At 61.6% G+C, this 23,712-nt stretch carries 20 protein-coding genes; 12 read left to right on the forward strand and 8 right to left on the reverse strand.

The window, feature by feature from the left end; all coding sequences use genetic code 11:
• The first annotated feature begins 133 nt into the window (after positions 1–133).
• The gene (locus RPG13_RS19825) at positions 134–2,023 is read left to right on the forward strand and encodes an MFS transporter (protein WP_337125771.1); all 1,890 of its coding nucleotides are present in this window, start codon (positions 134–136) and stop codon (positions 2,021–2,023) included.
• A gap of 90 nt (positions 2,024–2,113) precedes the next feature.
• On the opposite strand, the gene RPG13_RS19830 is transcribed toward RPG13_RS19825, so the two are convergent.
• Positions 2,114–2,308, reverse strand: a complete 195-nt coding sequence (locus RPG13_RS19830) for a DUF2735 domain-containing protein (protein WP_029352253.1) — start codon at positions 2,306–2,308, stop codon at positions 2,114–2,116.
• Positions 2,309–2,624: 316 nt separating this feature from the next.
• On the opposite strand from RPG13_RS19830, the gene RPG13_RS19835 reads away from it, so the two are divergent.
• Positions 2,625–3,662: a glutamine synthetase beta-grasp domain-containing protein gene (locus tag RPG13_RS19835; protein WP_095488579.1), complete on the forward strand. Its 1,038-nt coding sequence runs from the start codon at positions 2,625–2,627 to the stop codon at positions 3,660–3,662.
• A gap of 142 nt (positions 3,663–3,804) precedes the next feature.
• On the opposite strand, the gene RPG13_RS19840 is transcribed toward RPG13_RS19835, so the two are convergent.
• The 4 genes from RPG13_RS19840 to RPG13_RS19855 all read right to left on the reverse strand — a co-directional run bounded on the left by RPG13_RS19840 (position 3,805) and on the right by RPG13_RS19855 (position 8,720).
• Positions 3,805–4,116 carry a hypothetical protein gene (locus tag RPG13_RS19840; RefSeq protein WP_095488580.1) on the reverse strand — a complete coding sequence of 104 codons (312 nt, stop codon included), beginning with the start codon at positions 4,114–4,116 and terminating at the stop codon, positions 3,805–3,807.
• 39 nt (positions 4,117–4,155) lie between these two features.
• A complete protein-coding gene (locus RPG13_RS19845; RefSeq protein WP_337125772.1) occupies positions 4,156–6,669 on the reverse strand; it encodes an MBL fold metallo-hydrolase in 2,514 nt (837 codons plus the stop codon).
• A gap of 248 nt (positions 6,670–6,917) precedes the next feature.
• On the reverse strand, positions 6,918–8,327 hold the full coding sequence (gene glnA, locus RPG13_RS19850) for a type I glutamate--ammonia ligase (protein WP_095488582.1): 1,410 nt from the start codon (positions 8,325–8,327) through the stop codon (positions 6,918–6,920).
• A gap of 54 nt (positions 8,328–8,381) precedes the next feature.
• A complete protein-coding gene (locus RPG13_RS19855; protein ID WP_006205430.1) occupies positions 8,382–8,720 on the reverse strand; it encodes a P-II family nitrogen regulator in 339 nt (112 codons plus the stop codon).
• A gap of 403 nt (positions 8,721–9,123) precedes the next feature.
• Between RPG13_RS19855 and RPG13_RS19860 the strand changes: the two genes are divergently transcribed.
• Both RPG13_RS19860 and RPG13_RS19865 read left to right on the forward strand, forming a co-directional pair.
• Complete coding sequence (locus RPG13_RS19860) at positions 9,124–10,656, forward strand: NAD(P)H-hydrate dehydratase (protein WP_337125773.1); 1,533 nt, start codon at positions 9,124–9,126, stop codon at positions 10,654–10,656.
• Entirely contained in the window at positions 10,653–12,656 is a 2,004-nt protein-coding gene (locus RPG13_RS19865; RefSeq protein WP_337125774.1) for a hypothetical protein, read from the forward strand. The genes RPG13_RS19860 and RPG13_RS19865 overlap by 4 nt, the downstream gene beginning before the upstream one ends.
• 31 nt (positions 12,657–12,687) lie before the next feature.
• On the opposite strand, the gene RPG13_RS19870 is transcribed toward RPG13_RS19865, so the two are convergent.
• A complete protein-coding gene (locus tag RPG13_RS19870) occupies positions 12,688–14,220 on the reverse strand; it encodes an acyl-CoA carboxylase subunit beta (protein WP_337125775.1) in 1,533 nt (510 codons plus the stop codon).
• Positions 14,221–14,626: 406 nt separating this feature from the next.
• Here RPG13_RS19870 and RPG13_RS19875 point away from each other — a divergent pair, with 406 nt between their 5' ends.
• On the forward strand, positions 14,627–16,030 hold the full coding sequence (locus RPG13_RS19875; protein ID WP_337127036.1) for a DEAD/DEAH box helicase: 1,404 nt from the start codon (positions 14,627–14,629) through the stop codon (positions 16,028–16,030).
• A gap of 98 nt (positions 16,031–16,128) precedes the next feature.
• On the opposite strand, the gene RPG13_RS19880 is transcribed toward RPG13_RS19875, so the two are convergent.
• Both RPG13_RS19880 and RPG13_RS19885 read right to left on the reverse strand, forming a co-directional pair.
• The gene (locus RPG13_RS19880; protein WP_337125776.1) at positions 16,129–17,103 is read right to left on the reverse strand and encodes an alpha/beta hydrolase; all 975 of its coding nucleotides are present in this window, start codon (positions 17,101–17,103) and stop codon (positions 16,129–16,131) included.
• Between the two features lie 98 nt (positions 17,104–17,201).
• A complete protein-coding gene (locus tag RPG13_RS19885) occupies positions 17,202–18,023 on the reverse strand; it encodes an SDR family oxidoreductase (RefSeq protein ID WP_127206117.1) in 822 nt (273 codons plus the stop codon).
• 213 nt (positions 18,024–18,236) lie between these two features.
• Between RPG13_RS19885 and RPG13_RS19890 the strand changes: the two genes are divergently transcribed.
• The 7 genes from RPG13_RS19890 to RPG13_RS19920 all read left to right on the forward strand — a co-directional run bounded on the left by RPG13_RS19890 (position 18,237) and on the right by RPG13_RS19920 (position 23,629).
• Complete coding sequence (locus tag RPG13_RS19890; RefSeq protein WP_095488588.1) at positions 18,237–19,271, forward strand: cysteine synthase A; 1,035 nt, start codon at positions 18,237–18,239, stop codon at positions 19,269–19,271.
• The gene (locus RPG13_RS19895) at positions 19,271–20,014 is read left to right on the forward strand and encodes an alanyl-tRNA editing protein (RefSeq protein ID WP_337125777.1); all 744 of its coding nucleotides are present in this window, start codon (positions 19,271–19,273) and stop codon (positions 20,012–20,014) included. Before RPG13_RS19890 ends, RPG13_RS19895 begins: the two co-directional genes overlap by 1 nt.
• Before the next feature lie 36 nt (positions 20,015–20,050).
• Complete coding sequence (gene sseA / locus RPG13_RS19900) at positions 20,051–20,902, forward strand: 3-mercaptopyruvate sulfurtransferase (RefSeq protein WP_095488590.1); 852 nt, start codon at positions 20,051–20,053, stop codon at positions 20,900–20,902.
• A gap of 5 nt (positions 20,903–20,907) precedes the next feature.
• The gene (locus RPG13_RS19905) at positions 20,908–21,471 is read left to right on the forward strand and encodes a GNAT family N-acetyltransferase (RefSeq protein ID WP_095488665.1); all 564 of its coding nucleotides are present in this window, start codon (positions 20,908–20,910) and stop codon (positions 21,469–21,471) included.
• A 99-nt stretch (positions 21,472–21,570) separates the two neighbouring features.
• Positions 21,571–22,128 carry an OmpA family protein gene (locus RPG13_RS19910; protein WP_127206119.1) on the forward strand — a complete coding sequence of 186 codons (558 nt, stop codon included), beginning with the start codon at positions 21,571–21,573 and terminating at the stop codon, positions 22,126–22,128.
• A 150-nt stretch (positions 22,129–22,278) separates the two neighbouring features.
• Positions 22,279–23,085 (forward strand): 4-hydroxy-tetrahydrodipicolinate reductase, encoded by an 807-nt coding sequence (gene dapB, locus RPG13_RS19915; RefSeq protein ID WP_128241063.1) that lies wholly within the window; start codon positions 22,279–22,281, stop codon positions 23,083–23,085.
• Positions 23,086–23,161: 76 nt separating this feature from the next.
• Entirely contained in the window at positions 23,162–23,629 is a 468-nt protein-coding gene (locus tag RPG13_RS19920; RefSeq protein WP_095488593.1) for a DUF1203 domain-containing protein, read from the forward strand.
• Positions 23,630–23,712 lie beyond the last annotated feature (83 nt).

The raw sequence follows: 23,712 nt of genomic DNA on the forward strand, positions 1-23,712 counted from the left end.
AATCCCAAAGACGGCCTGCCTCTGGGCGGCGCTTTCTGTCATTTCTTGCGGCGGTAGCTGCGCGAGTTCCGTGTCCAGAGGCACGACACCGCGCAGCATCAAGCACAGCGAGATATCACGGGAGGACGAATTCATGGTAATGGCAGCGACCGCCGGCAGAGCAAGCCGCGGCATGACGCGGGAAGAGAAGAAAGTCATCTTCGCTTCCTCACTCGGCACCGTTTTCGAATGGTATGATTTTTATCTCTACGGCACTTTGGCGGCCGCGATCGGCGCCGCGTTCTTCACGCAATATCCCGAAACAACGCGCAACATCTTCACGCTGCTGGCTTTCGCCGCGGGCTTCCTCGTGCGCCCATTCGGGGCGCTGGTGTTTGGCCGCATCGGCGATCTCGTCGGCCGTAAATACACCTTTCTCGTTACCATCCTGATCATGGGTCTGTCGACCTTCCTGGTCGGCATACTTCCTGGCGCAGCCAGTTGGGGCATCGCGGCGCCGATCATCCTGGTTGCACTGCGCATGCTGCAAGGCCTGGCGCTGGGTGGCGAGTATGGCGGTGCTGCGACCTACGTCGCCGAGCACGCTCCCGACGATCGTCGTGGCTTCTACACGTCGTGGATCCAGACGACAGCCACGCTCGGCCTGTTCCTGTCGCTGATCGTCATCCTGATCGTGCAGAATTCGCTGAGCAAGGAAGACTTCGCGGCCTGGGGCTGGCGCATACCGTTCCTGGTCTCTGCGGTCCTGCTGGGCATTTCGGTCTGGATACGCCTGTCGCTTGCCGAATCGCCGACATTCCAGCGGATGAAGGATGAAGGTAAGGGCTCCAAGGCGCCACTGACGGAAGCGTTCGGCCAATGGAAAAATGCCAAGATCGCCATTTTGGCGCTTCTCGGCCTTACTGCTGGCCAGGCCGTGGTTTGGTACAACGGGCAGTTCTACGCACTGTTCTTCCTGCAGAACGTGCTCAAGGTCGACGGCCAGTCGGTCAACATCATGATCGCCATCGCGTTGGCGCTCGGCACGATCTTCTTCGTCGTGTTCGGCTGGCTCTCCGACAAAATTGGCCGCAAGCCGATCATCATGGCGGGCCTGGCGCTGGCGATCGTCACCACATTTCCGCTGTTCAAGGCGCTGACCTGGGCAGCCAATCCGGCGCTCGCCACTGCGCAGCAAAACACCCGTGCCACGATTACCGCTGCGCCTGGCGACTGCAAGTTCCAGTTCAATCCGACTGGAACGCGCAAGCCTCTCACGTCGTGCGATATTGCGACGGACTTCCTCGCCAAGAGCTCCGTGCCCTATGACATTGTCACGACAGCGGCTCCGGCGACCGCGGCCAGTGTCAAGATCGGCGCCGAAACGGTGGCGTCCTATGATGCCGTGGCAGCCGCAGACAAGGCAACTTCAAGCGACGCCGCCTTCAAGAAGGCAATCAACATTGCGTTGCAGGACGGCGGCTACCCGCTCAAGCGTGCTGCAGCCAAGGTCGCCGACCAGAAGCTTGACGCCTTCGTCGCGGCCAACCCGGAACTGAAGCTCGACGCCGCCGCAATCCGTGCCGGCGACAAGACGACGGTTGCGGTCGACCAGGCGATCAAGGACAAGCTGCTGACGGCCGATGAGGCTGCGGCGGGAGCGCCCGAGATCACCGTCTACAACGTCCCGGAAGCAGGCGCCTTTGCGATGTTTGCCGACCCTGAACAGGTCAGCTGGGCAAAGGTCATCGGCATCCTGTTCATCCTGGTCCTTTACGTGACCATGGTCTACGGACCGATCGCCGCGATCCTGGTCGAGATGTTCCCGACACGCATCCGCTATACCGGCATGTCGTTGCCCTATCACATCGGCAATGGCTGGTTCGGGGGCCTGCTGCCAGCAACGGTGTTCGCGCTCAGCGCCTACAAGGGTGACATCTATTACGGCCTCTGGTATCCGGTGGTGATCGCGGCGATGTCGCTGATCGTCGGTATGATCTTCGTCAAGGATACGCTGGGAACGAACTTGCACGCCAAGACCTGATCCTGGCCTGACGGCGAAAATGAAAAGCCCGGCGCGAGTGATCGCGCCGGGCTTTTCAATTCGTCGGAAGCGGGGCGGAAGGAAGGGCCTTTAGCTCTTCCGCTCCTGTTTCTCTTCCTTGATGGCCGCTTCGTGATACCAGCCGCTTCCGAAATCCGTACGGTTGCGCAATGAAGCAAGTTCTGCCGCGAACTTAGCCTTTCCGCTTAAATTTGAGGCAGAAGCGCGCGCTGCCACCGGGAACATCAGGATTTTGGCCGACTGACGGGTAGGAGTGATTTCCATTGTCGGTCTCCTTTCTTCTGCAGAGCCTTGCCGATTCAACCTTACCCGAAGATAGGTTCTGCAATCCAGTTAGGCAATATGATTATAAAAAGATCAGCAACTGCCTATTATTTATACAAAATATGCTTGTGATTGATCCGGACGCATTGCGATGACGACGCAACGAATTTGTCGGGATGCGGCGTCAGTTTTGTCGCATCCTTTGCCGGTGAAAATGGCACACGAATTGCTTTTTAATAGTCCGGCAGGTCGGCTGCAGGGTGGCTGGCACGCCAGCGCCGTCCAAGGTTCGGTGATCAAGCAACGAGAGGCTAGAATGACGAAATACAAGCTCGAGTACATTTGGCTCGATGGATACACCCCGGTTCCCAACCTTCGCGGAAAGACGCAGATCAAGGAATATGCCGAGTTCCCGACGCTCGACCAGCTTCCGCTGTGGGGCTTCGACGGTTCCTCGACCATGCAGGCCGAGGGCCACTCGTCCGACTGCGTGCTGAAGCCGGTCGCCATCTATCCGGATCCCGCGCGCACCAATGGCGTGCTCGTCATGTGCGAAGTCATGATGCCGGACGGCGTGACGCCGCATGCATCCAACAAGCGCGCCACCATCCTCGATGACGAGGGAGCCTGGTTCGGCTTCGAGCAGGAATACTTCTTCTACAAGGACGGCCGCCCGCTCGGCTTCCCCGAAAGCGGCTACCCGGCGCCGCAAGGCCCGTACTACACCGGCGTCGGCTACAGCAATGTCGGCAGCGTCGCCAGGCAGATCGTCGAGGAGCATCTCGACCTCTGCCTTGCCGCCGGCATCAACCATGAAGGCATCAACGCCGAGGTCGCCAAGGGCCAGTGGGAATTCCAGATTTTCGGCAAGGGCTCCAAGAAGGCCGCCGACCAGATGTGGATGGCCCGCTACCTGATGCAGCGCCTCACCGAGAAATACGGCATCGACATCGAATATCACTGCAAGCCGCTCGGCGACACCGACTGGAACGGTTCCGGCATGCACGCCAACTTCTCGACCGCCCATATGCGCGAAGTCGGCGGCAAGGCCTATTTCGAGGCGCTGATGGCCGCCTTCGACAAAAACCTGATGGACCACATCGCCGTCTATGGCCCGGACAACGACAAGCGTTTGACCGGCAAGCATGAGACCGCGCCATGGAACAGGTTCAGCTATGGCATCGCTGACCGCGGCGCCTCGATCCGAGTGCCGCATTCGTTCATCAACAACGGCTATAAGGGTTATCTCGAGGATCGCCGCCCGAACTCGCAGGGCGACCCCTACCAGATCGCTTCCCAGATCCTGAAGACGATCGCCTCCGTGAGCACGGCAGAGAAGAAGGCCGCAGCCTGAGCATTCCGCACGGCGTAGACGCCAGCGTCTGCGCCGTGATGTGGCGGATGATGTCTTTGACTCGCCGCAACTAAAGACAGTCGAGCATCGAGATTGTTCGCAACGATAGCGGGCTGAAGCTAAAGATAGTGGGTCTGAAGCTTCAGCCCTGCGTGCCGACTACCTTGTTACCGCGCACAATTACAGTCTTCCGGCCGGGGGCGAAATCGTGCTCGCCCTGACGTTCCATAACCACCAACGCCGCATCATCGGATTCATTGGGGTCTCGGACGCGGCCCGCCCCGGCATCCGACCCGCGCGGTTTTCCCTGGCCGAAGTATTTTACTTTCAGATGGTCAAGGTCCGCTCCAACCCCGTCGACCTTGGGAAGCGACGTAGAGTCGATCGGAATCTCATCGATCGCCGTCCAACCCTTCATATTTTCTTCTGCAATTGTCTTGGGACTCTTCGCCATGACAGCCACCTTTCTAATCCGACACTACCACCGCTTGGACTACCATCCCAGTCCCAAGCAAGTGAATTGCCTCAGGATTTTATACTCGATCGCCCATTCCGGGGCAGTTACACGGCCGTGAGGCATATCCCTTATATAGGCCTGCTTGGCTTGAAACAAAGCGTGCGCCGGCGCAGCCCCAGCTGCGAAGGCCATCCAGAAGCTGCGGTGGATGGGCTCCCCGAAAAAATTCAGCTGACCGTCCAACGGCGAATAGTGGGCACCGGTGCAACCGACATAGGCGAGCGCTCCGAGCTCCAAAAAACGCAATGCCAACGACGAAGCGACGGTCCTCGGCGTGACCGCCCAGTGATCGCTTGCCCGTGTCGCGATCTCCTGCACCGTCAGCGCGCCCCAGCAACAGCCGGTGAGCACGGTGGCTCCATGGGCCTTGATGGCGCCGGCAAGATTGGTGAGGTTCACCGCCTCGACCGCTCCTCCATCGTCTTCGCCCCAAAACCGGGTTCCGTCGGTGTCGGAACCGTGTAGCATGAAATAGAGCTGCCGCGCATCGAAGTGCCCGGTCCGAACGTTTCCGAAGTCGTCCGGGCCGCTGACCAACATTTGACCCCGTCCGCCAAGCCTACGGAACACGTTATCCGCAAACGGTCGCTCGGCATTCCGCGACGCGAACTTGATCGGTGTGGTGCGGTTGTCTTCGGCCGTGAGGCAACCCAGCAGGAACGCCGCGCTCGAACAGTCGGGAATTCGCGACACTGGCAATTCCCCGAGACCGTCTCCGTCGACATCGCCATATCGTTGGTCGCTCCAGACGACAAAGCGGTCAGGATCCGAATTCGCCGAGACTCTGTCCCTCAGGTCTGGAGGCAGAACGTCGTAGATCAGCGCGGGCACGACATTGTAGTCGCCGAGGATTACAACACCCTTCACTCCCGTCGCGCTATTCCTGATCTTGGTGAAGGTAGCTTCCTCGCCCGTGGCTTCGACAAGCGTACTGCCGCCTTCCTCGATCATGGTCCTCGCCGTGTCATAACCTGCATCGCCGATCTTGCGCCGCAGCCCTTGAGGATCAGTCAAGAACAACAGCCTGGGCAGGACACGGCGATTTCCCAGATAGCGCTTCGTATCGTCGGAGGCAGAAACCGCACCAACTGTGTTTTGCTCGATGTCTACCGTGATGGTTACCCGCTTCAGCAGTGCCGGGATCTTCGCCGTGATCTCCAAAATTGCATCGGCCGGAAGCTGAGACGCGGCCATCCCGGAAATTGGATTTCCGCCAAGCGAGGCCGGTGGTGGCCCAGCCGGCATTGTCACCGTTGAGACGGCCGTTGCGGGCTCGAGGACCAATTCGTCACGCGGTTTGGGCTGTGGATCGCTCAATTCGCCCTCTGTTATGCTGATCCTTACCTGTCCCCGGGAAACGTCGACCGTGAACTGGCCGTTCTTGTCCGTTCTGGCCCAGATGAGCGGATTGCTTGAATTGCGAAGCAGCCGCAGCACCTTTGGATTTGGATGCGCCGCTCCGTTGCGGCCGGTCGACATACCAAAGAATCGGGTGTCGGGGAATCGCGACAGCACATGCTCCTCGAAAGCGTTGTAGGAGGCATGGTGCGGCAGCTTGATGAACGCATACGGTCCCGCTTCGACCACATGGTCCAAAAGAGCCGCCATTTCATTTTCAAGGCCTTCGACCTCGGCCTCGGCGAACTGCATGTCGCCGGTGAGCAAGCAACGATTGGCTCCTTTTCCCACGGAGATGACAATGCTCTGGTTATTCTTGGCGGCGCCTGCGCCAGGTCTGTCGAGAAAGTCGAGGACGGCATCGGGAAGAATGACGTCCGGTGTCGGATTGCCGTCGGTAAGTGTCCGGTAGATGGCCACGTCGTCGAGATCGCCGGCCCGCAGGCTGGCAATTGCGTCGACAGCGTCACGATCGAATTGCGCGATGGTTTCCGCGCACAGGACAACTTGTTCCGCTGACGGTCCGAGAACCTTCAGACCGATATTGCGGAACTGCTCTTCAAGATCAGAAATCTCCGGATCGTCGAGACCGCGGTAGCGAACGACTCTCGTCCCGCGCTGCTCCAATGTTTCAATCATCTCGATGTACAGATCACGCTGGGAAGCGGCGTCGGATATGAACGCCTGTACGGTTGCATCGCTCAATCCGGGAGCCAGAGGCTCTTCCTGAAGGCTGGCCAGGACACGAAACCGCAGGCGATCGGATGCATCGCTGCCGAGCGCGAGTCCATATCCAGCAAACTCATCGGCAACCAGAGCGACCTTGGGCGCGATGACCTCCCGCTCAACCATTTCCGGCAGGCACCCGATGTGATCGGAATGACAGTGCGTCAGGATGAGCAGAGAAAGTTCGAGCGGTCCTTCCGGCTGGTCCATCAATTCACGGAGCTGCGCGGGGATGGAAAGGTGCCCAGAGGATCCTGTGAAGTCGCCCTTGTGAGCACCGTCGATAAGGATGGTTCTGCTGTTCGCCTGAATCAATATGCAGTCGCCATACTGGCTTTGACCTACATCGAGAAAATGGATTTGCATCGCCCCCTCCGCTTGATAAGCCACCGCCTTAGTATGATGCATTAGCGATCGACGATAAATAGGTCGCGTTAAAGAGCACTAATATAACGTTCCTGTTGCCGTACTATGAAAACCTCGCATTGTTTTCTGCCTATCCGACTTACCGACTTCTATCCGCACGGCCATATCTCGATTGGCTCCTACGACAGATGACAAGAAAAAACCCCGGCGTCTCCGCCGGGGTTTTTTTCTTGTCTCTTAACGGTCGGTCAGACCGAATAATACATGTCATACTCGACCGGATGCGGGGTCATTTCGAAGCGCATCACTTCGGCCATCTTGAGCTCGATATAGCTGTCGATCTGGTCGTCGTCGAACACGCCGCCGGCCTTCAGGAAGCCGCGGTCCTTATCGAGGTTCTGCAGCGCTTCGCGCAGAGAGCCGCAGACGGTCGGGATCTTCTTCAGTTCCTTCGGCGGCAGGTCATAGAGATCCTTGTCCATCGGCTGGCCGGGATGGATCTTGTTCTTGATGCCGTCGAGGCCGGCCATCAGCATGGCGGCAAAGGCGAGGTAGGGGTTCGCGCCCGGATCGGGAAAGCGGACCTCGACGCGCTTGGCCTTCGGCGATGAGCCGAATGGAATGCGGCAGGAGGCAGAGCGGTTGCGAGCCGAATAGGCGAGCAGCACCGGCGCTTCATAGCCGGGCACCAGGCGCTTGTAGGAGTTGGTAAGCGGGTTGGTGAAGGCATTGATGGCCTTGGCGTGCTTGATGATGCCGCCGATGTAAAACAGGCAGCTCTCCGAGAGGCCGGCATATTCATTGCCCGCGAAGGTCGGCTTGCCGCCCTTCCAGATCGACTGGTGGACGTGCATGCCCGAGCCGTTGTCGCCGAAGACCGGCTTCGGCATGAAGGTGGCCGTCTTGCCGTAGGCGTTGGCGACCTGGTGCACGACATACTTGTAGATCAGCATCTTGTCGGCGTTGCGGACCAGCGTGTCGAACTTGATGCCGAGCTCGTGCTGGGCAGCTGCGACTTCGTGGTGATGCTTTTCGACGCGCACGCCCATTTCGGCGAGCACGGTCAGCATCTCCGAGCGCATGTCCTGTGCCGAATCGATCGGCGGCACCGGGAAATAGCCGCCCTTGATACGCGGACGGTGACCGAGGTTGCCGGTCTCATAGTCGGTGTCGTCGTTGGACGGCAATTCGGTGGAGTCGAGCTTGAAGCCGGTGTTGTACGGGTCGGCCTTGTACTTGACGTCGTCGAAGACGAAGAACTCGGCTTCCGGGCCGACGAAGATCTGATCGCCGATGCCTTCCGCCTTCATGTAGGCTTCGGCCTTCTTGGCGGTGCCGCGCGGGTCGCGGTTGTAGGACTCTCCGGAAATCGGATCGAGGATGTCGCACAGGATGACCATGGTCGACTGTGCGAAGAACGGGTCCATATGCACCGTCTCGGTGTCGGGCATCAGCACCATGTCGGACTCGTTGATCGCCTTCCAGCCGGCGATGGAGGATCCGTCGAACATGACGCCGTCGGCAAACATGTCTTCCTCGACCTCAACGACATCCATCGTCACGTGCTGCAGCTTGCCCTTCGGATCTGTGAAGCGCAGGTCAACGAATTTCACGTCGTTGTCCTTGATCTGCTTCATGATGTCTTTGGCTGTCGTCATGTCATGTTTCCCTGTCTGATGACGTTTCGAGGAGATGATCTGAAATCAGAAACCTCAGACCGCGTCCATCCCTGTTTCGCCGGTGCGGATGCGCACGACTTCCTCGATGTTGGAGACGAAGATCTTGCCGTCGCCGATGCGGCCGGTCTGGGCCGCCTTGCGAATAGCTTCGATCGCGCCTTCGACTGCGTCGTCGCCGAGCACGACCTCGATTTTCACCTTGGGCAGAAAATCCACGACATATTCGGCGCCGCGATAGAGCTCGGTATGGCCCTTCTGGCGGCCGAAACCCTTGGCCTCCGTAACGGTGATGCCTTGCAGCCCGGCCTCCTGAAGCGCTTCCTTCACTTCGTCTAGCTTGAACGGCTTGATGATCGCTTCGATCTTTTTCATGTAAAAAGTGGCCTCCACTGCCAAAAAAGACGGGTTGTGAGCCCCGCTTGCGCCTCCTTCAAGCACGAACTGTGCCAATTTGAGGGGATTCGAAGCGGTATCACGCGATTTCGGTGCCATGCCGCGTCAGGATGTGATTTCGCGTCATTCGCTGCGTTGGATGCGCCATGGATACTGGGAACCTACACATTGTCAGCGCTCCCGTCCGCACAATAATTGAGCATATAGCGCACTTTGCAGGCATTTGTGTTTCGGCGACGCCATTGTCCCCAACGATGTGCTTACAGATTGCGCCATCTCGGCACCCGTTTGCTTCGAACCGAAAACTGGACGATCTTTGAACACAGGACCGGGGTTTTGAACACAAGGTGATTGGGCTTGAGCCAATGCGTGTCGGCACTCCATGAATAACGAACTTTTGTCTCCGGCCGAGATGACCGAGGCCGACCGGCTGGCGATCGCCACCGGCCCATTGGCCGGCATCGACCTTATGCGCAACGCAGGTGCCGCGGTCTCTGCCGTGGTGCTCGCCCATTTTCCAGTTGCCAGACGGGTCCACGTCCTGTGCGGTCCCGGCAACAACGGCGGCGACGGATATGTCGTCGCCCGCATTCTGAGGGACAGCGCAGTCGACGTAGCCGTGTGGGCGTCCGGCTCGCCCAAAGCCGGCAGCGATGCGGCGCTCGCTGCTTCGGAGTGTCCGGTCAGGCCTCGGCCGCTATCGGAGTTTGTTGCCGAGACAGGCTCGATCGTGGTCGATGCGCTTTATGGGGCAGGGCTGTCCAAGCCGCTGTCCGGCGATGCGGCCAGGGCGGTCGAGGTTGCGACAGAACTGAGCCTTCCAGTCGTCGCGGTCGATCTGCCCTCAGGCGTGTCAGGCGAGAGCGGCCAGAGTCTCGGCCAGGCATTCCGCGCCCGGATCACGGTGACGTTCGCGCGGAAAAAGCCCGGCCATCTGCTGTTGCCCGGGCGCGAGATGTGCGGCGACCTGGTGCTTGCCGACATCGGCATCGGCGACGGGATCATTGCGCAGCTTGAACCGCGGACCTTCGAGAACACACCGCCGCTTTGGATCGGGAATTTCCCTGTTCCAGCCGTCGACGCCCATAAATACAGGCGCGGCCATGTCGGCGTCTTTTCCGGCGGGCCGTCGGCAACGGGCGCCGCACGGCTGTCGGCGCTTGCCGCGGCCAGAAGCGGGGCAGGGGCTGTGACCGTGCTGTCGCCGGCGAACGCCATGCAGGTTAACGCCGCGCATCTGACCTCGATCATGCTGCACAAGAGTGACAGCATTGCGGACGTACAGGAATTCATCGGCCGCCGCCGGCCGTCGGCTTTCGTCCTCGGACCCGGATTTGGCGTCGGCGAAAAAACACGTGATTTTGCCCTCGGCGTGTTGGCCACCGGGCAGCGGCCAGACGGCAGGGTCGACGGGCTGGTGCTCGATGCCGATGGTATTACTTCGTTTCGCGATGCGCCGAACGCTTTGTTCGAAGCCGCCCGTCGTTCGAACGCGCCGGCGCTCGTGCTGACGCCGCATGAGGGCGAATTCGCCAAGCTGTTTCCGGACATCGCCGGAGACAGGAATCTGTCGAAGCCGGCCAGGGCACGCAGTGCCGCCGAGCGCGCCGGCGCCATCGTCATCTACAAGGGCGCGGACACCGTGATCGCGGCGCCCGATGGCAGCGCCGCGATCAACGGCAATGGCGCGCCATGGTTGGCTACCGCCGGTTCGGGCGACGTGCTGTCGGGCATCATCGCCGGCTTTCTGGCGCAAGGCATGCCGGCTTTCGAAGCCGCCTGCGCAGCGGTCTGGATCCATGCCGAGGCCGGCAGCCGTTTCGGACCTGGGCTGATCGCCGAAGACCTGCCGCTGGCGCTGCTGCCGGTGCTGCGCGAGCTTGCCGACAATCGCAACGGGATGACCGCTGAATGAACCGCCAGCTCGCCTTGATCGCTGTGATTTTCGCCAACCTCTTCCTAGCGCACACCGCGCGTGCCGAAAGTCCGGTGACAATCATCGACGATCCGGCCATGCTCGCCGCCCTCGACGCCAAGGGTTTTGGGTTCGCCGGCATTTTCGGCGTCGATGGCAAGGGCAACCTGAAGACGCTCTATGACAAGGCGGCTGCCTATCATCAGATCGTCGAAACAGTTGCCAGCGATGTCGCCGCGCTGCGGGCCGAGATGAAGGCTGGCGGGCGGCCGCTCTACGAAGTCACCGACGGCAATGTCGGCCGCATCATGGACATGCGCTGGCTGAAGACCGGCGCCGCGCGCTTCAGGCTGGTCGGTGTCGTCAATAGGATCGACCGGCGCGATTTCACCGAAGCGCGCGACGACGGGAGTTGCGGCGAGGTGCGTTTCATTTATCGCCTCGCCTACAGCTTCAAGAAGAACGGCAAGGTTCTGGCCTCGCGCCTGCCGTTCAACTTCAATGCCATTTACAGCGCCGCGCCAGACGCAGATGGCGGCTGCGTCGGCGTTGCCGGACGCTGGACGCCACAGCTCGACGAGACCGTCGATACCGGCTGGCTCATCGGCGGGCCGCTGGAGAAGGGCGGGCTGAGTTTCAAGCAGCTCGAGCTCAACGCCCAGGTGGTGCGCTTTCCCTCCGGCCAGGAGACCGAATTCGGCGGGCAGGCCGCCTATCTCATGCGGATTTTCGGCATCGACGGCGCGGCGGTCAGCGAGAGGCCGCTGGAAAACACGCCGGATGTGGCGCTGCTCTCGGAAGACGCCGCGCTGAAAGCAAAACTCGCCGACTATATCAGCGCCAATCTCGCGGCGGTCGATCTCGGCGTCTACGAAATCCCGGATGAGTTCCTGGCGAAAAAAGTTATCTCATGGTCGACCTTCGGCAGCGCAAGGCAGGCCAACCACCCGTTTACGCCATTATTCCAGCCCGCGGATTTTGTCGGGTTCGATTATTCCGCGCTGAAGCTGGTGCGCACGCCGGAAGCGCTGGTCGAGCGGCTCGACAATGGCGCCTGTCAGGGGTGCCACCAGGCGGGTTCGACCGCCGGTTTCCATTTCATCGGTCTCGACGACAAGACGACGTCGCCGCTGAACCGCATCGAGGTCGGCATCTCGCCTCATCTTCATGCCGAAAGGCCGCGGCGCGAGGCCTGGCTGCGCGCGACTGCCGAGGGCAGGGAGCCGAACCGCTTCCGCCCATTGTCCTTCGCGCCGCCGGCCACATGGAAGGACGCCGGCGAGGTCGCGTATGCGCCGGCCGCAATGGCGATGCCGTGCCTGATGCCGGAGGAAGCGGCCCGTTTCGGCATGACTTGGCAATGCGGCGGCGGCACTGTCTGCACGCCGCTGGCGAGTGCGTCGGGCGTGCGGACCAAACTGGCGCAATGCCTGTTGCCTAAGGACAGCGACAAGATGTTCTCCGGCCACCCCTGCCTGACCGGCTCGATCGCCAGCAACCCGGCGCAGCCGTTCAACGATCGCTACAGCATATCAGGCCAGTTTGCGGCCTTTGCGACCGACATTTCGCGCACCGCCTACACTTGCCGGCCGCCGAAGATCGGCGTGCCGGCCGGCATCGCCTATCGCGGCTGCGACGACAAGGATCGTGCCTTTGCTGGCTTCAAAACGGGCAAGCCGATGCCGAACGAGATCTGCGGGCTGGTCGGCGGCAAGAAATTCGACACTTGCGTGGCGACCAACAATTTCGACCAGTGCCTCGGCGGCGCGGTCAATCGCGGCAACCGGCCGGCTTGCTCGGCCGATCATTTCTGCCGCGAGGACTATATGTGCCAGTCGCTGCCACCAGACACGCCTGGTATCGGTAAGGTGAAAGGTATCGGCTTCTGCTCGCCGACCTATTTCATTTTTCAGATGCGCATCGACAACCACGCGACACCTTGGGCGGGCGCTGTCCGTGCCACCATGGGAGCAGGATTTGGCGCGGCGGAAGCGGAGTGAGCTTTTGGCCGCTTTCGCGCTGTCAGCGCCGTCACAGCGGAATGTTGTCGTGCTTCTTCCAAGGGTTCTGCATATCCTTGTTGCGCAGCATGCGGAGCGCGCGTGCAATGCGGCGACGGGTCGAATGCGGCATGATCACCTCGTCGACATAGCCGCGCTCGGCGGCGACGAAGGGCGACAGGAAGCGATCCTCGTAAGCCTTTGTATGCGCTGCGATCTTCTCCGCATCGCCGATGTCCTTGCGATAGATGATCTCAACGGCGCCTCTGGCGCCCATCACTGCGATCTGCGCCGTCGGCCAGGCATAGTTCATGTCGCCGCGCAGATGCTTTGACGCCATCACGTCATACGCGCCGCCATAGGCCTTTCGGGTGATGACGGTGATCTTCGGAACGGTCGCCTCGGCATAGGCGAACAAAAGCTTGGCGCCATGCTTGATCAGCCCGCCATATTCCTGCGCGGTGCCGGGCAGAAAGCCCGGAACGTCGACGAAGGTGACGATCGGAATCGAGAAACAGTCGCAGAAGCGAACGAACCGCGCCGCCTTGCGGCTGGCGTCCGAATCGAGCACGCCGGCCAGCACCATCGGCTGGTTGGCGACGAAGCCGACCGTGCGGCCTTCGACGCGCCCGAAACCGGTGACGATGTTTTTTGCAAAACTCTGCTGGATCTCGAAGAAATCACCCTCGTCGGCAACTTTAAGTATCAACTCCTTGATGTCGTAGGGTTTATTGGCGTTGTCGGGGATCAGCCGGTCGAGCGACAGATCGTGATCGGTGACCGACTGATAGCATTCGATCTCGGGGATATCAGCCGTGTTGGAGGCAGGCAGCAGATCGACCAGCCGGCGCATCTGCAGCAACGCCTCGACGTCATTGTCATAGGCGCCATCGGCGATCGAGGACTTCGTCGTGTGGACGGAGGCGCCGCCGAGGCTCTCGGCGGTGACTGTCTCGTTGGTGACGGTCTTCACCACGTCCGGCCCGGTGACGAACATGTAGGAGGTGTCGCGCACCATGAAGATGAAGTCGGTTATGGCCGGCGAATAAACGTCGCCGCCGGCGCAAGGGCCCATGATCAGTGAAATCTGCGGGATGACGCCGGAGGCGAGCACATTGCGCTGGAAGATCTCGGCATAGCCGCCAAGTGCTGCCACGCCTTCCTGGATGCGGGCGCCGCCGGCGTCGTAGAGGCCGATGATCGGTGCGCGGTTGCGCAGCGCCATCTCCTGCACCTTGACCACCTTTTCGGCGTGGGCCTCGGACAGCGAGCCGCCGAACACGGTAAAATCCTTGGCGAAGACATAGACCGGGCGGCCGTTGACGGTACCCCAGCCGGTGACGACGCCGTCGCCGGCGATCTTGGTCTTCTCCATGCCGAAATCGGTCGAGCGATGCTCGACATACATGTCGAACTCCTCGAACGAGCCCTCGTCGAGAAAGACGTCGATGCGTTCTCGCGCGGTGAGCTTGCCCTTCTTGTGCTGTGCGTCGATCCGGGCCTGACCGCCGCCCATGCGTGCCATGTCGCGGCGGCGCTCGAGTTCCTTCAGCACGTCCTTCATCGGTCGATCCCCAATACGGAAGCTGATTTGTGGTAATCATGCAGGCAGGGGAGCGCAAGCGCGGCTTTTGCCGTCGATTTGCTGCGCCGCAACATGGCACCCCTTGCATTCCGCGGCGAACTGGGCCATATGCGGCGACATAGGCGCTTGGGCCGGGAGTATCCGGCCTTCTCGACGAATGAGACTGGTTGCGTCTGTTTTCCCTCTTTCCGACATATCGGCAAGGCGGCGAAAAAGCCCCGTGGCATGATGCCTGCGGGCACGACAGCGCAGCCGTGCGGACGATAGTGTCCGCCGCCTTGTCGTTTCATGACAGTTTTTTCGACGGCAGGTTGCGCCCTGCCGCCATCGATGTTTGCGGCCACGAGCCGCGTGAAAGAAGAATATTTTGACCAACGAAAACACTTTGACCGGTGAAAACAATTTGACCGGTACGAACACTGGGGAACTTTCGGGTTTCGCAGCACTTGGAATCACCGGCGCGCTGCTCAAGGCCACCCATGGCGCCGGCTTCACCGAGCCGAAGCCGATCCAGGCCCAGGCGATCCCGCCGCAGCTGGAAGGCCGTGACATTTTCGGCATCGCCCAGACCGGTTCGGGCAAGACCGCGGCGTTCGCGCTGCCGATCCTGTCGAAGATCATCGCGCTCGGCACCAAGCGCCGGCCGAAGACCGCTCGCGCGCTGATCCTGGCGCCGACGCGTGAGCTTGCCGTGCAGATCGAAGAGATGATCAAGCTGCTCGCCAAGGGCGCGCATGTCTCGACAGCACTCGTGCTTGGCGGCGTCTCGCGCTTCAGCCAGGTAAAAAAGATTGCTCCCGGCGTCGACATTTTGATTGCCACGCCCGGCCGGCTGACCGACCTAGTGCGTGAGGGCGATCTCGTGCTTGCCGACACCAAATGGCTGGTGCTGGACGAGGGTGACCGCATGCTCGACATGGGCTTCATCAACGACGTCAAGCGCATCGCCAGGGCGACCGCGCCCGACCGTCAGACGGTGCTGTTCTCGGCCACCATGCCGGCCGAAATCGCCGAACTGGCCAAGGGCCTGCTGAAGAACCCGATCCGCGTCGAAGTGGCGCCTCACAGCACCGCGGCAGCCGAGATCGTGCAGGGCGTCGTCTTTGCCCGCACCAAGCAGAAGCGCCAGGTGCTGTCGACGATGCTCGCCGACGAGGCAATGAAGTCCGTCATCATCTTTTCGCGCACCAAGCATGGCGCCGACAGGGTGACCAAGGACCTTGAGCGCGACGGCTTCAAGGCCGCCGTCATCCACGGCAACAAGTCGCAGAACGCCCGCCAGAAGGCGCTGAACGATTTCCGCGAGGGTTCGGTGCGCATTCTTGTGGCGACCGATATCGCGGCGCGCGGCATCGACGTGCCTGGTATCAGCCACGTGGTGAATTTCGACCTGCCGGACGAGGCGGAGAGCTATGTCCACCGTATCGGCCGTACCGGCCGTAACGGCATGGACGGCATCGCCATCACGCTTTGCGATCCCTCCGAGAACAGCAAGCTGCGCCAGGTCGAGCGCATCATCCGCACCAAGCTGCCGATCGTTGCCGACCATCTCGGCAGCCCCGATCCGCAGCGCAATCCCGCCGAAAAGAACGAGCGCCATTTCGAGCCGGCCAACGACCGCAATGGTCGTCGCGACGGCAGGCGGCCAGGCGGCCAGAACAGCGGCAAGAAGCGCTTCGGCGACAAGCCGGCCTTTGCCGGCGAGCGCAAGCCGGAAGGCGCCAAGCCCTTCAAGGGCAACAACAAGCGCCGCTTCGGCGGCAAGCGGCCAGCGGCGCGGGCTGCGTAATCAGATAGTTGCATCCGGCCGAGCCTATCGGGGCTCGGCTGCTCACAATTGAAAAAGGCGATCGGAGCGATGCTTCGGTCGCCTTTTTCGCCTGAGACCTACTTCACCACCGCCTCTACCCACACGACAATGCGCTGCGCGAGGAAAGCCGTCGTTGCTGGCGACAGCGCGTCACCTGCAATGACGTGGTTGTCCCGATCGCCGGTATCGTCGACCGGCACCAATTCGTGCGCGGCGCCCCAGCGCCCGGCAATTTCGCGGGTGCGGTCGGGCCGCACGATCCTGTCCGAATCCGAAAAGATGAACAGGGCAGGGATCGTCGCCTTCTCCACCGGCGCGCCATAGGCAAGCTCGGTCAGCGCCACCATCGGCAGGGTCGCGGCGATCGGATAGCGGTAGGTCCAGAATTTTTCGTGCAGCGCATTGCGTGGCACGAAGCTGCGTTCCTTGCCGGCGACCAGCTCGGCGATCGCTCGGCCCCACGGCATGGTCAGGAGTTCGGCGCCGGAAGCCTTGACGCCGAAATTCGGCGAGATGAACGCGATGGCCGCCACCCCGCCCGGTGCGCCCGGCTGGGTCGCAGCCCAGGCCGCCAGCGAGCCGCCGGTCGAGGTAGCGATGACGATCACCTTGTCGCCGATCGCCCGGCCGATGGCGAGCGCTTCCTCATAGTCGTTGATCCAGGCGTTGACGCTGCCTTCGGCCATTGCAGCACCGCCCTGTCCGTGGCCGGTGAGGCGGGTGTAGTAAAGATTGGCGTCCAACTCGTCGGCCACCTCGTCGGGCAGTGGACGAACCTCGCCCTTCGATGCCGAAAAGCCATGGATGTACACGATCGCGAGCGGCGTCCTGGCATGAACCATCGGGTTGGCCCAGATGATCTCCTTCTCCAGCCCGTCGTAGATGCCCGGTACGGCAGCCTCGTTGCGTGCCAGATAGGCTTGCGGGTCATCGCCGATCACGGAAGGATCGAAGCGGATCGTCGTGTCGGCTTGCACGCGTGGGCCAAGCATGAAGGCCAGGACAAGAATGACGGCGAGACCCAGTACCGCAAGCACGATCCGTCGCCCCATTGCAGACTCCACGTAACAATTTTCAACCTATGGCCGCAAAATGCAAACACGCAACGGGCATCCTGCCGGCGGCTGGACCGCCAACTTTGATGGCCGGCTTATTCGCTCGGCGGCTTGCGGTCGAAATTCAGCGGACGTGCCTTCCAGCGGGTCGCGGTGCTGATGACCCACCGGCAGAGTGGTCTCGGCAGGATGCTGAGCAGCTTCAGGCCCCAGCTCAAGCGGCGCGGGAAGGTTACTTCGAAGCCGCCGGATTTGATGCCGCGCGCCATGCGGCGCGAAGCGCGATTGACGGGCATCAGCCCGGGCATCGGCAGCAAATTCTTCTCGGTCAGCGGCGTGTCGACGAAGCCCGGATTCATCACCTGGATGCGCACGTTCATCTTATCAAAGTCGTATTTCAGCGATTCAGCCAGAATATTGATCGCCGCCTTGGTGCCGCCATAGGCGGCCGTGGTCGGCCAGCCGAAATAGGCGGTGACCGAACCGACCAGCACGACATGACCGCGCGCGCGGACACGCATGCGTTCGATGACCGGCACCAGGCCGTTGATGATGCCGAAGTAATTGACATCGAAGGATTGGCGAAACCCGCGGACGGTGAGATCTTCGCCGGCGGTCGCAATATAGTTCCCGGCATTGAAGACGGCCAAGACGATCGGGCCGAGATCCTTCTCGATCGCCGCGACTGTCTTTGCCATGCGCTTCTCGTCGGTGACGTCGCAGGGATAGGCCGTGACACGGCCCGGCATCTGCGCCGTCTCGACGACAAGCGTGTCGATCGGTTCGTCGTCGAGCGCCGTCACCGCGACGGTATAGCCCTGAGCCGCAAGGTCCTTGGCCAGTGAACGGCCGATGCCGCTGCTGCCGCCCGTGATCCAGGCGACGCCGTGCTTCGGGTTGGCCCGATAGAGAGTCATGCTATGCCCTGCGACTTTTTCTTAGCCTGTGCTCTAGCGATGAAGAAATCGAATGAAAAGAGCGCTTTTCAGCGAAAGCTTCGAACGAATGCTGGAACGCGACATCTGTTTTAGGAATTGCAGCCCAGAAATGCCGCTGGACCAGGCAAATTCTTGCCTTGAAACCGAAGCTTCGGGTTTCTAGGGTTCCGCCGCAAGCATAAAGGAATCTCCATGCCCCGTTCTGTGATCGAAGCGATCGGTAACACGCCTCTGATCCGCCTCAACAAAGCTTCGGAAGAAACCGGCTGCGAGATCCTGGGCAAGGCCGAATTCATGAATCCGGGCCAGTCGGTCAAGGACCGCGCCGCGCTGTTCATCATCCGCGACGCCGAGCAGCGCGGGCTCTTGAGGCCGGGCGGGGTCATCGTCGAGGGGACGGCCGGCAACACCGGCATCGGATTGACGCTGGTCGCCAAGGCGCTTGGCTACCGCACCGTGATCGTCATCCCCGAGACGCAAAGCCAGGAGAAGAAGGACACGATCAAATTGCTCGGCGCCGAGCTGATCGAGGTGCCTGCCGTTCCCTACAAGAATCCCAACAATTACGTGAAACTGTCGGGCCGTCTGGCCGAGCAGATGGCCAGGTCCGAGCCGAACGGCGCGATCTGGGCCAATCAGTTCGACAACGTTGCCAACCGTGACGGCCATACCCGCACCACGGCGGAAGAAATCTGGGCCCAGACCGGCGGCAAGGTCGACGGTTTCGTCTCGGCGGTCGGCTCCGGCGGAACGCTGGCCGGCGTCGCCTTTGGGTTGAAGGCCAGGAGCAAGGACGTCAAGATCGCGCTCGCCGATCCGCTGGGTGCGGCGCTCTACAGTTTCTACACCAGCGGTGAGTTGAAATCCGAAGGCAGCTCGATCACCGAAGGCATCGGGCAGGGGCGGATCACCGCCAATCTGGAGGGGTTCACGCCGGATTTCTCCTTCCAGATTCCAGATGAGGACGCGCTGCCGATCGTCTTCGACCTGATCCAGGAGGAAGGCCTGTGCGTCGGCGGCTCGACAGGCATCAACATTGCCGGCGCGATCCGGCTGGCGCGCGAAATGGGTCCCGGCCACACCATCGTGACCGTGCTTTGCGACTACGGCACGCGCTATCAGTCGAAATTGTTCAACCCGGAATTCCTGCGCCAAAAGAAACTGCCGGTGCCGGGCTGGATGGAACAGCGAAGCACAATTTCGGTGCCCTTCGAAAAGGTTGCGTGATGGCTTACAGGACGGATGCCCTGTTTCGTGGCGACGCCTATCTCAGGACGGCTGATGCCGTGGTTGTCGCCGTCAACGACCGTGGCGGCATCATTCTGGACCGGACGATCTTCTATGCCACGTCGGGCGGGCAGCCGGGCGATACGGGCACTCTCGAACGCGCCGACGGCAGCCTGATAACTGTTGCCGCCACCATCACCGGCGAGACCAAGGACGAGATCATCCACGTGCCGCCGCCTGAGCGGGCGGCGCTTGAGATCGGCGAGTCGATAAAGCTCGCCCTCGATTGGGAGAGGCGGCATCTGCTGATGCGCATGCACACAGCCTGCCATTTGCTCACCGTCGTCTGCCCGTTCCCGATCACCGGTGCCTCGGTTTCCGAGGACGACAGCCGTGTCGACTTCGATATTCCCGATGCCGGCTTCACCAAGGAAGACGTGACGGCCAGGCTGATGGAACTGGTGCGGGCCGACCACCCGGTATTCACCCGGCTGATCACCGACGAGGAACTGGCGGCCAATCCGGGACTGGTGAAATCCAAGAATGTTCGGCCACCCGTCGGCACGGGCAAGATCCGCCTGGTCTGCATCGGCGAAAACGCCTCGATCGACAGCCAGCCTTGCGGCGGCACCCATGTGAGGAGCACTGGAGAAGTCGGCGAGATCCATCTCGGCAAAATCGAGAAGAAGGGTCGCGAAAACCGGCGCTTCCGCATACGCTTTGGCCCGATGCCCGCGGCTTGATATATAGATTGCCAGAGGCGGGACAGGAGAAGAAGAATGGCCGAAGACAGCCCTTTCACCGTCGACGCGGACTGGCTGCAGAAGCGCCTCGGCGAGCCTGGCCTGACCATCGTCGACGCGTCCTGGTATCTGCCGGCGCAGAAACGTGACGCGCGCGCCGAATATGACGCAGCGCACATTCCGGGTGCGCGGTTCCTTGATCAGGATGCGATCTCGGATCCCGATTCCCCACTGCCGCACACGCTGCCGTCGCCGCAGCATTTCGCGCAATATGTCGGTGCGATGGGTATCTCGGCCGACGACACCATCGTCGTCTATGATGGTCCGGGCTTCTTCTCGGCGCCGCGCGCGTGGTGGATGTTCCGCGTCATGGGTGTGTTCCAGGTCTATATATTGGACGGCGGCTTCGACCGCTGGAAAGCGGCGGGACGGCCGGTCACGGCGGAGCCGACGAAGATCGCGCCTTGCGTTTTTCACGCCGATTTCGATGCCGCTCGCGTCGCCAGCCTTGCCGACATGCGCCGGATCGTTGGGACGGGGGAAAACCAGATCGCCGACGCCCGATCTGCCGGCCGGTTTGCCGGTACCGAGCCTGAACCTCGCGCCGGCATCCGCTCAGGCCATATGCCCGGCGCGCACAATGTGCCGTTTTCGGCGCTTGCTGAAAACGGCGAACTGCTGCCGAAAGACCGCTTGCGCAAGGTGATCGAGGACGCCGGCATCGACCTGTCGAAGCCGGTCGTCACCTCTTGCGGTTCTGGCATTACGGCGGCGGCGATCACGCTGGCGCTCGAGACGCTTGGCCATACCGACAACAGGCTCTACGACGGTTCATGGACGGAATGGGGTGGGCTTTCCGATACGCCCGTGGTGACGGGCAAGGACTGACGGTGATGAAGAACGGAGCGCTGGAAGACATCGAGGTCACGGTGACGTTTCTCGAAATGCATGTGCCGCCGGCCTATTCGCCGCCAGTGCCGTACAACCGTCAGATCGCATTGCTGAAGACCAAGGACATTCCACTGCATTTCTACCGCTATCTGATGGACCGGGTGGGTCGCAAATGGCACTGGGTCAACGTGCTGAGGCTGAGCGACGAGGAGCTGTCTGCCGGCATCCACCGCGAGGACCGCGACATCAGGGTGCTCTATCTCGACGGCGCACCGGCCGGCTTTTTCGACCTCAAGCCGCATTTGCCGGAGGAAGTGGAACTCGCCTATTTCGGCATGATGGAGCATGCGACAGGCCAAGGCATAGGCCGCTGGTTCCTGGGTGCGGCGATCGCCGCCGCCTGGTCGCATGGGCCGAAGCGGGTAACGGTGCAGACCTGCACGCTCGATCATCCTGCGGCACTGCCGCTCTACCAGAAACTCGGCTTTGCGCCGGTGGCGCAAAAGAAGGAGATCGTGCATCCAATGTCCTTAGCCGAGCGCTCGGCCAGCGTCATGCGGCCATGATTTTCTCCGCAACCTGAACTTATTGTTCATCAAAGCTTCAGCTTGTCTTTGCCATCTTGCCGGCACCATCAATGCGGCTGAGGCCGAAGGAGAAAAGACATGCTGACCCGACGCACATTTGCCGCCGCGCTGATTGCCGCGCTCGCCGTGCCGACCGTAGCCGCCGCCCAGGCGACCACGCCTTCGGCGGCAACGATCGAGCGCCAACTCGAGGCGGCGCCCCGAGTTAAGCTGCGCCCGAACCAGCGCGTCACCATCCGCGAATTCAAGAGGCGGCCGGACCTGCGGCGCATGGCCCGCTCGATCGATATCCAGTCGATCAATTTCGCCTTTGGCTCAGCGGCCATTTCCAGCTCGCAATACGGCAAGATCGAAAACATCGCCGATGCGCTTCAGCGCATCTTGCGGCGCGACCCTGGTGCCCGTGTTTTGATCGAGGGCCATACCGACGCGGTCGGCTCCTTCCAGTCGAACCAAATCCTGTCCGAACAGCGCGCCGCCTCGCTGAAGCGCACCCTGGTGCGCGAATTCGACGTGCCGGGTTATGCGCTCGAAACCGTCGGTTACGGCGAGGAATTCCTGCTCGTGCAAACGCAGAACGAGAATTGGCGCAATCGCCGGGTGACGCTCCGCCGCTTCGACGACTTCATAAGGTAGTAAGTCAGATACTCGACGCCTGCCGAATCCTATTCTCCGTCTGGATCAACAGTCAAAACAGTCAAAAGAGAGCCCGGCTTGAATGAGCCGGGTTCTTTCCATATCGCTGGTCGTTCAAGCCCAATGTGATGGCGCGAAAGGACCAAAACGATGGCGATACGTGTGGTGATGGCCGGTGCGACCGGCTGGGTCGGCAAGGCGCTGGTTCCGGCGATCGGGGCGCAAGGCGACATGGCGCTGGCCGGGGCCGTGTCACGCAGCGGCGCGGGGCAGGATTCCGGCCTGCTGGTTGGCATCCCGGCCAACGGCATCACCGTTTCCGCCTCGCTGGCCGAGGCGCTGGAGGTGCCGTCCGACGTGCTGGTCGACTACACCAAGCCGCATGTAGTGAAGGACCATGCGCTGCTGGCCATCGAGAAAGGACGGCACGTTGTGATCGGCACGTCGGGGTTGGGTGCGGCCGATTTTGCCGAGATCGATGCTGCAGCACGCGCCAATCGTGTCGGCGTTATTGCAGCCGGCAATTTTTCGATCACCGCCACGCTGATGAAGCGGTTTGCTCTAATGGCGGCGAAATATGTGCCGGATGTCGAGGTCATCGACTATGCCAGCGCCAAGAAGCCCGACGCGCCGTCCGGCACCGCGCGCGAGCTTGCGGAGGCGCTGGCCGATGTCCGCAAGGCTTCGACCGCGCGGCCGGTCTCGGAGGTCTCCGGTGTGCCTGGAACGCGCGGCGCGGCGGTCGGTGCGGGCGAGGGGGTGCAGGTGCATGCGCTTCGCCTGCCTTCCTACATCCTGTCCTGCGAGGCGTTGTTCGGCCTGCCCGACGAGCGGCTGACTATTCGTCACGACGCCGGCTCGTCCGCCGCTCCTTACGTGGCCGGCACGCTGCTCGCCATCCGGCGTGTACAGGAGATCACCGGGCTGGTGCGTGGTCTCGACGCCCTGATGGACTGATAGACTCGGCAGGAATCGGGTGGGAAGCGCTGGCGAAGCGGCGTAATTTCTGGTCGACGACACGGGAGATTTCGCCATGACCATCCAGTTCAAAGCCTTGCCCACGGAAGATGTCAGAGCCTTGCAGCGCGGCGGGCCGGACGCCTACGGCCTCACACCAGAGCGGAAAATGTCCGACGGTGATGGCGTGCCTTGCCGCCACTGCCTGAACAACGTGGCCGCCGGCGACGCCTATCTCATCCTGGCCTACCGGCCATTCCCGGAATTGCAGCCCTATGCCGAGACAGGGCCGATCTTTCTACACGCCGAGGAATGCGAGCGCGCTGCCGAAGCCGAGGCGCTTCCCGAAATGCTCGAAAGCACCGACTACATCGTCCGCGGCTACGGCAAGGACGACCGCATCGTCTATGGCAGTGGCGGCGTCATCCCGACGGGCGCTATCGCGGCGCGGGCAGAGACTTTGTTCGAGCGCGACGACATCGCCTATGTGCATGTCCGCTCGGCGCGCAACAATTGCTACCAGTGCCGGATCGAGCGCGCGTGACGATCCGGGCGGTATTCATCTGTCGTACGCCTGTCGCAATGTCGCGTTAGAAAAGCATTGTCGATCGATTTGCCGACCGCGGA

The organism is Mesorhizobium sp. ISC15 (assembly GCF_037162615.1).
Taxonomy (GTDB): Bacteria; Pseudomonadota; Alphaproteobacteria; order Rhizobiales; family Rhizobiaceae; genus Mesorhizobium; species Mesorhizobium mediterraneum.

Excerpts from the sequence above, each read along its gene's own strand:
- RPG13_RS19825 (WP_337125771.1), top strand. The coding sequence starts at position 134 with ATGGTAATGGCAGCGACCGCCGGCAGAGCAAGCCGCGGCATGACGCGG.
- RPG13_RS19830 (WP_029352253.1), bottom strand. The coding sequence starts at position 2,308 with ATGGAAATCACTCCTACCCGTCAGTCGGCCAAAATCCTGATGTTCCCG.
- RPG13_RS19835 (WP_095488579.1), top strand. The coding sequence starts at position 2,625 with ATGACGAAATACAAGCTCGAGTACATTTGGCTCGATGGATACACCCCG.
- RPG13_RS19840 (WP_095488580.1), bottom strand. The coding sequence starts at position 4,116 with ATGGCGAAGAGTCCCAAGACAATTGCAGAAGAAAATATGAAGGGTTGG.
- RPG13_RS19845 (WP_337125772.1), bottom strand. The coding sequence starts at position 6,669 with ATGCAAATCCATTTTCTCGATGTAGGTCAAAGCCAGTATGGCGACTGC.
- glnA (WP_095488582.1), bottom strand. The coding sequence starts at position 8,327 with ATGACGACAGCCAAAGACATCATGAAGCAGATCAAGGACAACGACGTG.
- RPG13_RS19855 (WP_006205430.1), bottom strand. The coding sequence starts at position 8,720 with ATGAAAAAGATCGAAGCGATCATCAAGCCGTTCAAGCTAGACGAAGTG.
- RPG13_RS19860 (WP_337125773.1), top strand. The coding sequence starts at position 9,124 with ATGAATAACGAACTTTTGTCTCCGGCCGAGATGACCGAGGCCGACCGG.
- RPG13_RS19865 (WP_337125774.1), top strand. The coding sequence starts at position 10,653 with ATGAACCGCCAGCTCGCCTTGATCGCTGTGATTTTCGCCAACCTCTTC.
- RPG13_RS19870 (WP_337125775.1), bottom strand. The coding sequence starts at position 14,220 with ATGAAGGACGTGCTGAAGGAACTCGAGCGCCGCCGCGACATGGCACGC.
- RPG13_RS19880 (WP_337125776.1), bottom strand. The coding sequence starts at position 17,103 with ATGGGGCGACGGATCGTGCTTGCGGTACTGGGTCTCGCCGTCATTCTT.
- RPG13_RS19885 (WP_127206117.1), bottom strand. The coding sequence starts at position 18,023 with ATGACTCTCTATCGGGCCAACCCGAAGCACGGCGTCGCCTGGATCACG.
- RPG13_RS19890 (WP_095488588.1), top strand. The coding sequence starts at position 18,237 with ATGCCCCGTTCTGTGATCGAAGCGATCGGTAACACGCCTCTGATCCGC.
- RPG13_RS19895 (WP_337125777.1), top strand. The coding sequence starts at position 19,271 with ATGGCTTACAGGACGGATGCCCTGTTTCGTGGCGACGCCTATCTCAGG.
- sseA (WP_095488590.1), top strand. The coding sequence starts at position 20,051 with ATGGCCGAAGACAGCCCTTTCACCGTCGACGCGGACTGGCTGCAGAAG.
- RPG13_RS19905 (WP_095488665.1), top strand. The coding sequence starts at position 20,908 with ATGAAGAACGGAGCGCTGGAAGACATCGAGGTCACGGTGACGTTTCTC.
- RPG13_RS19910 (WP_127206119.1), top strand. The coding sequence starts at position 21,571 with ATGCTGACCCGACGCACATTTGCCGCCGCGCTGATTGCCGCGCTCGCC.
- dapB (WP_128241063.1), top strand. The coding sequence starts at position 22,279 with ATGGCGATACGTGTGGTGATGGCCGGTGCGACCGGCTGGGTCGGCAAG.
- RPG13_RS19920 (WP_095488593.1), top strand. The coding sequence starts at position 23,162 with ATGACCATCCAGTTCAAAGCCTTGCCCACGGAAGATGTCAGAGCCTTG.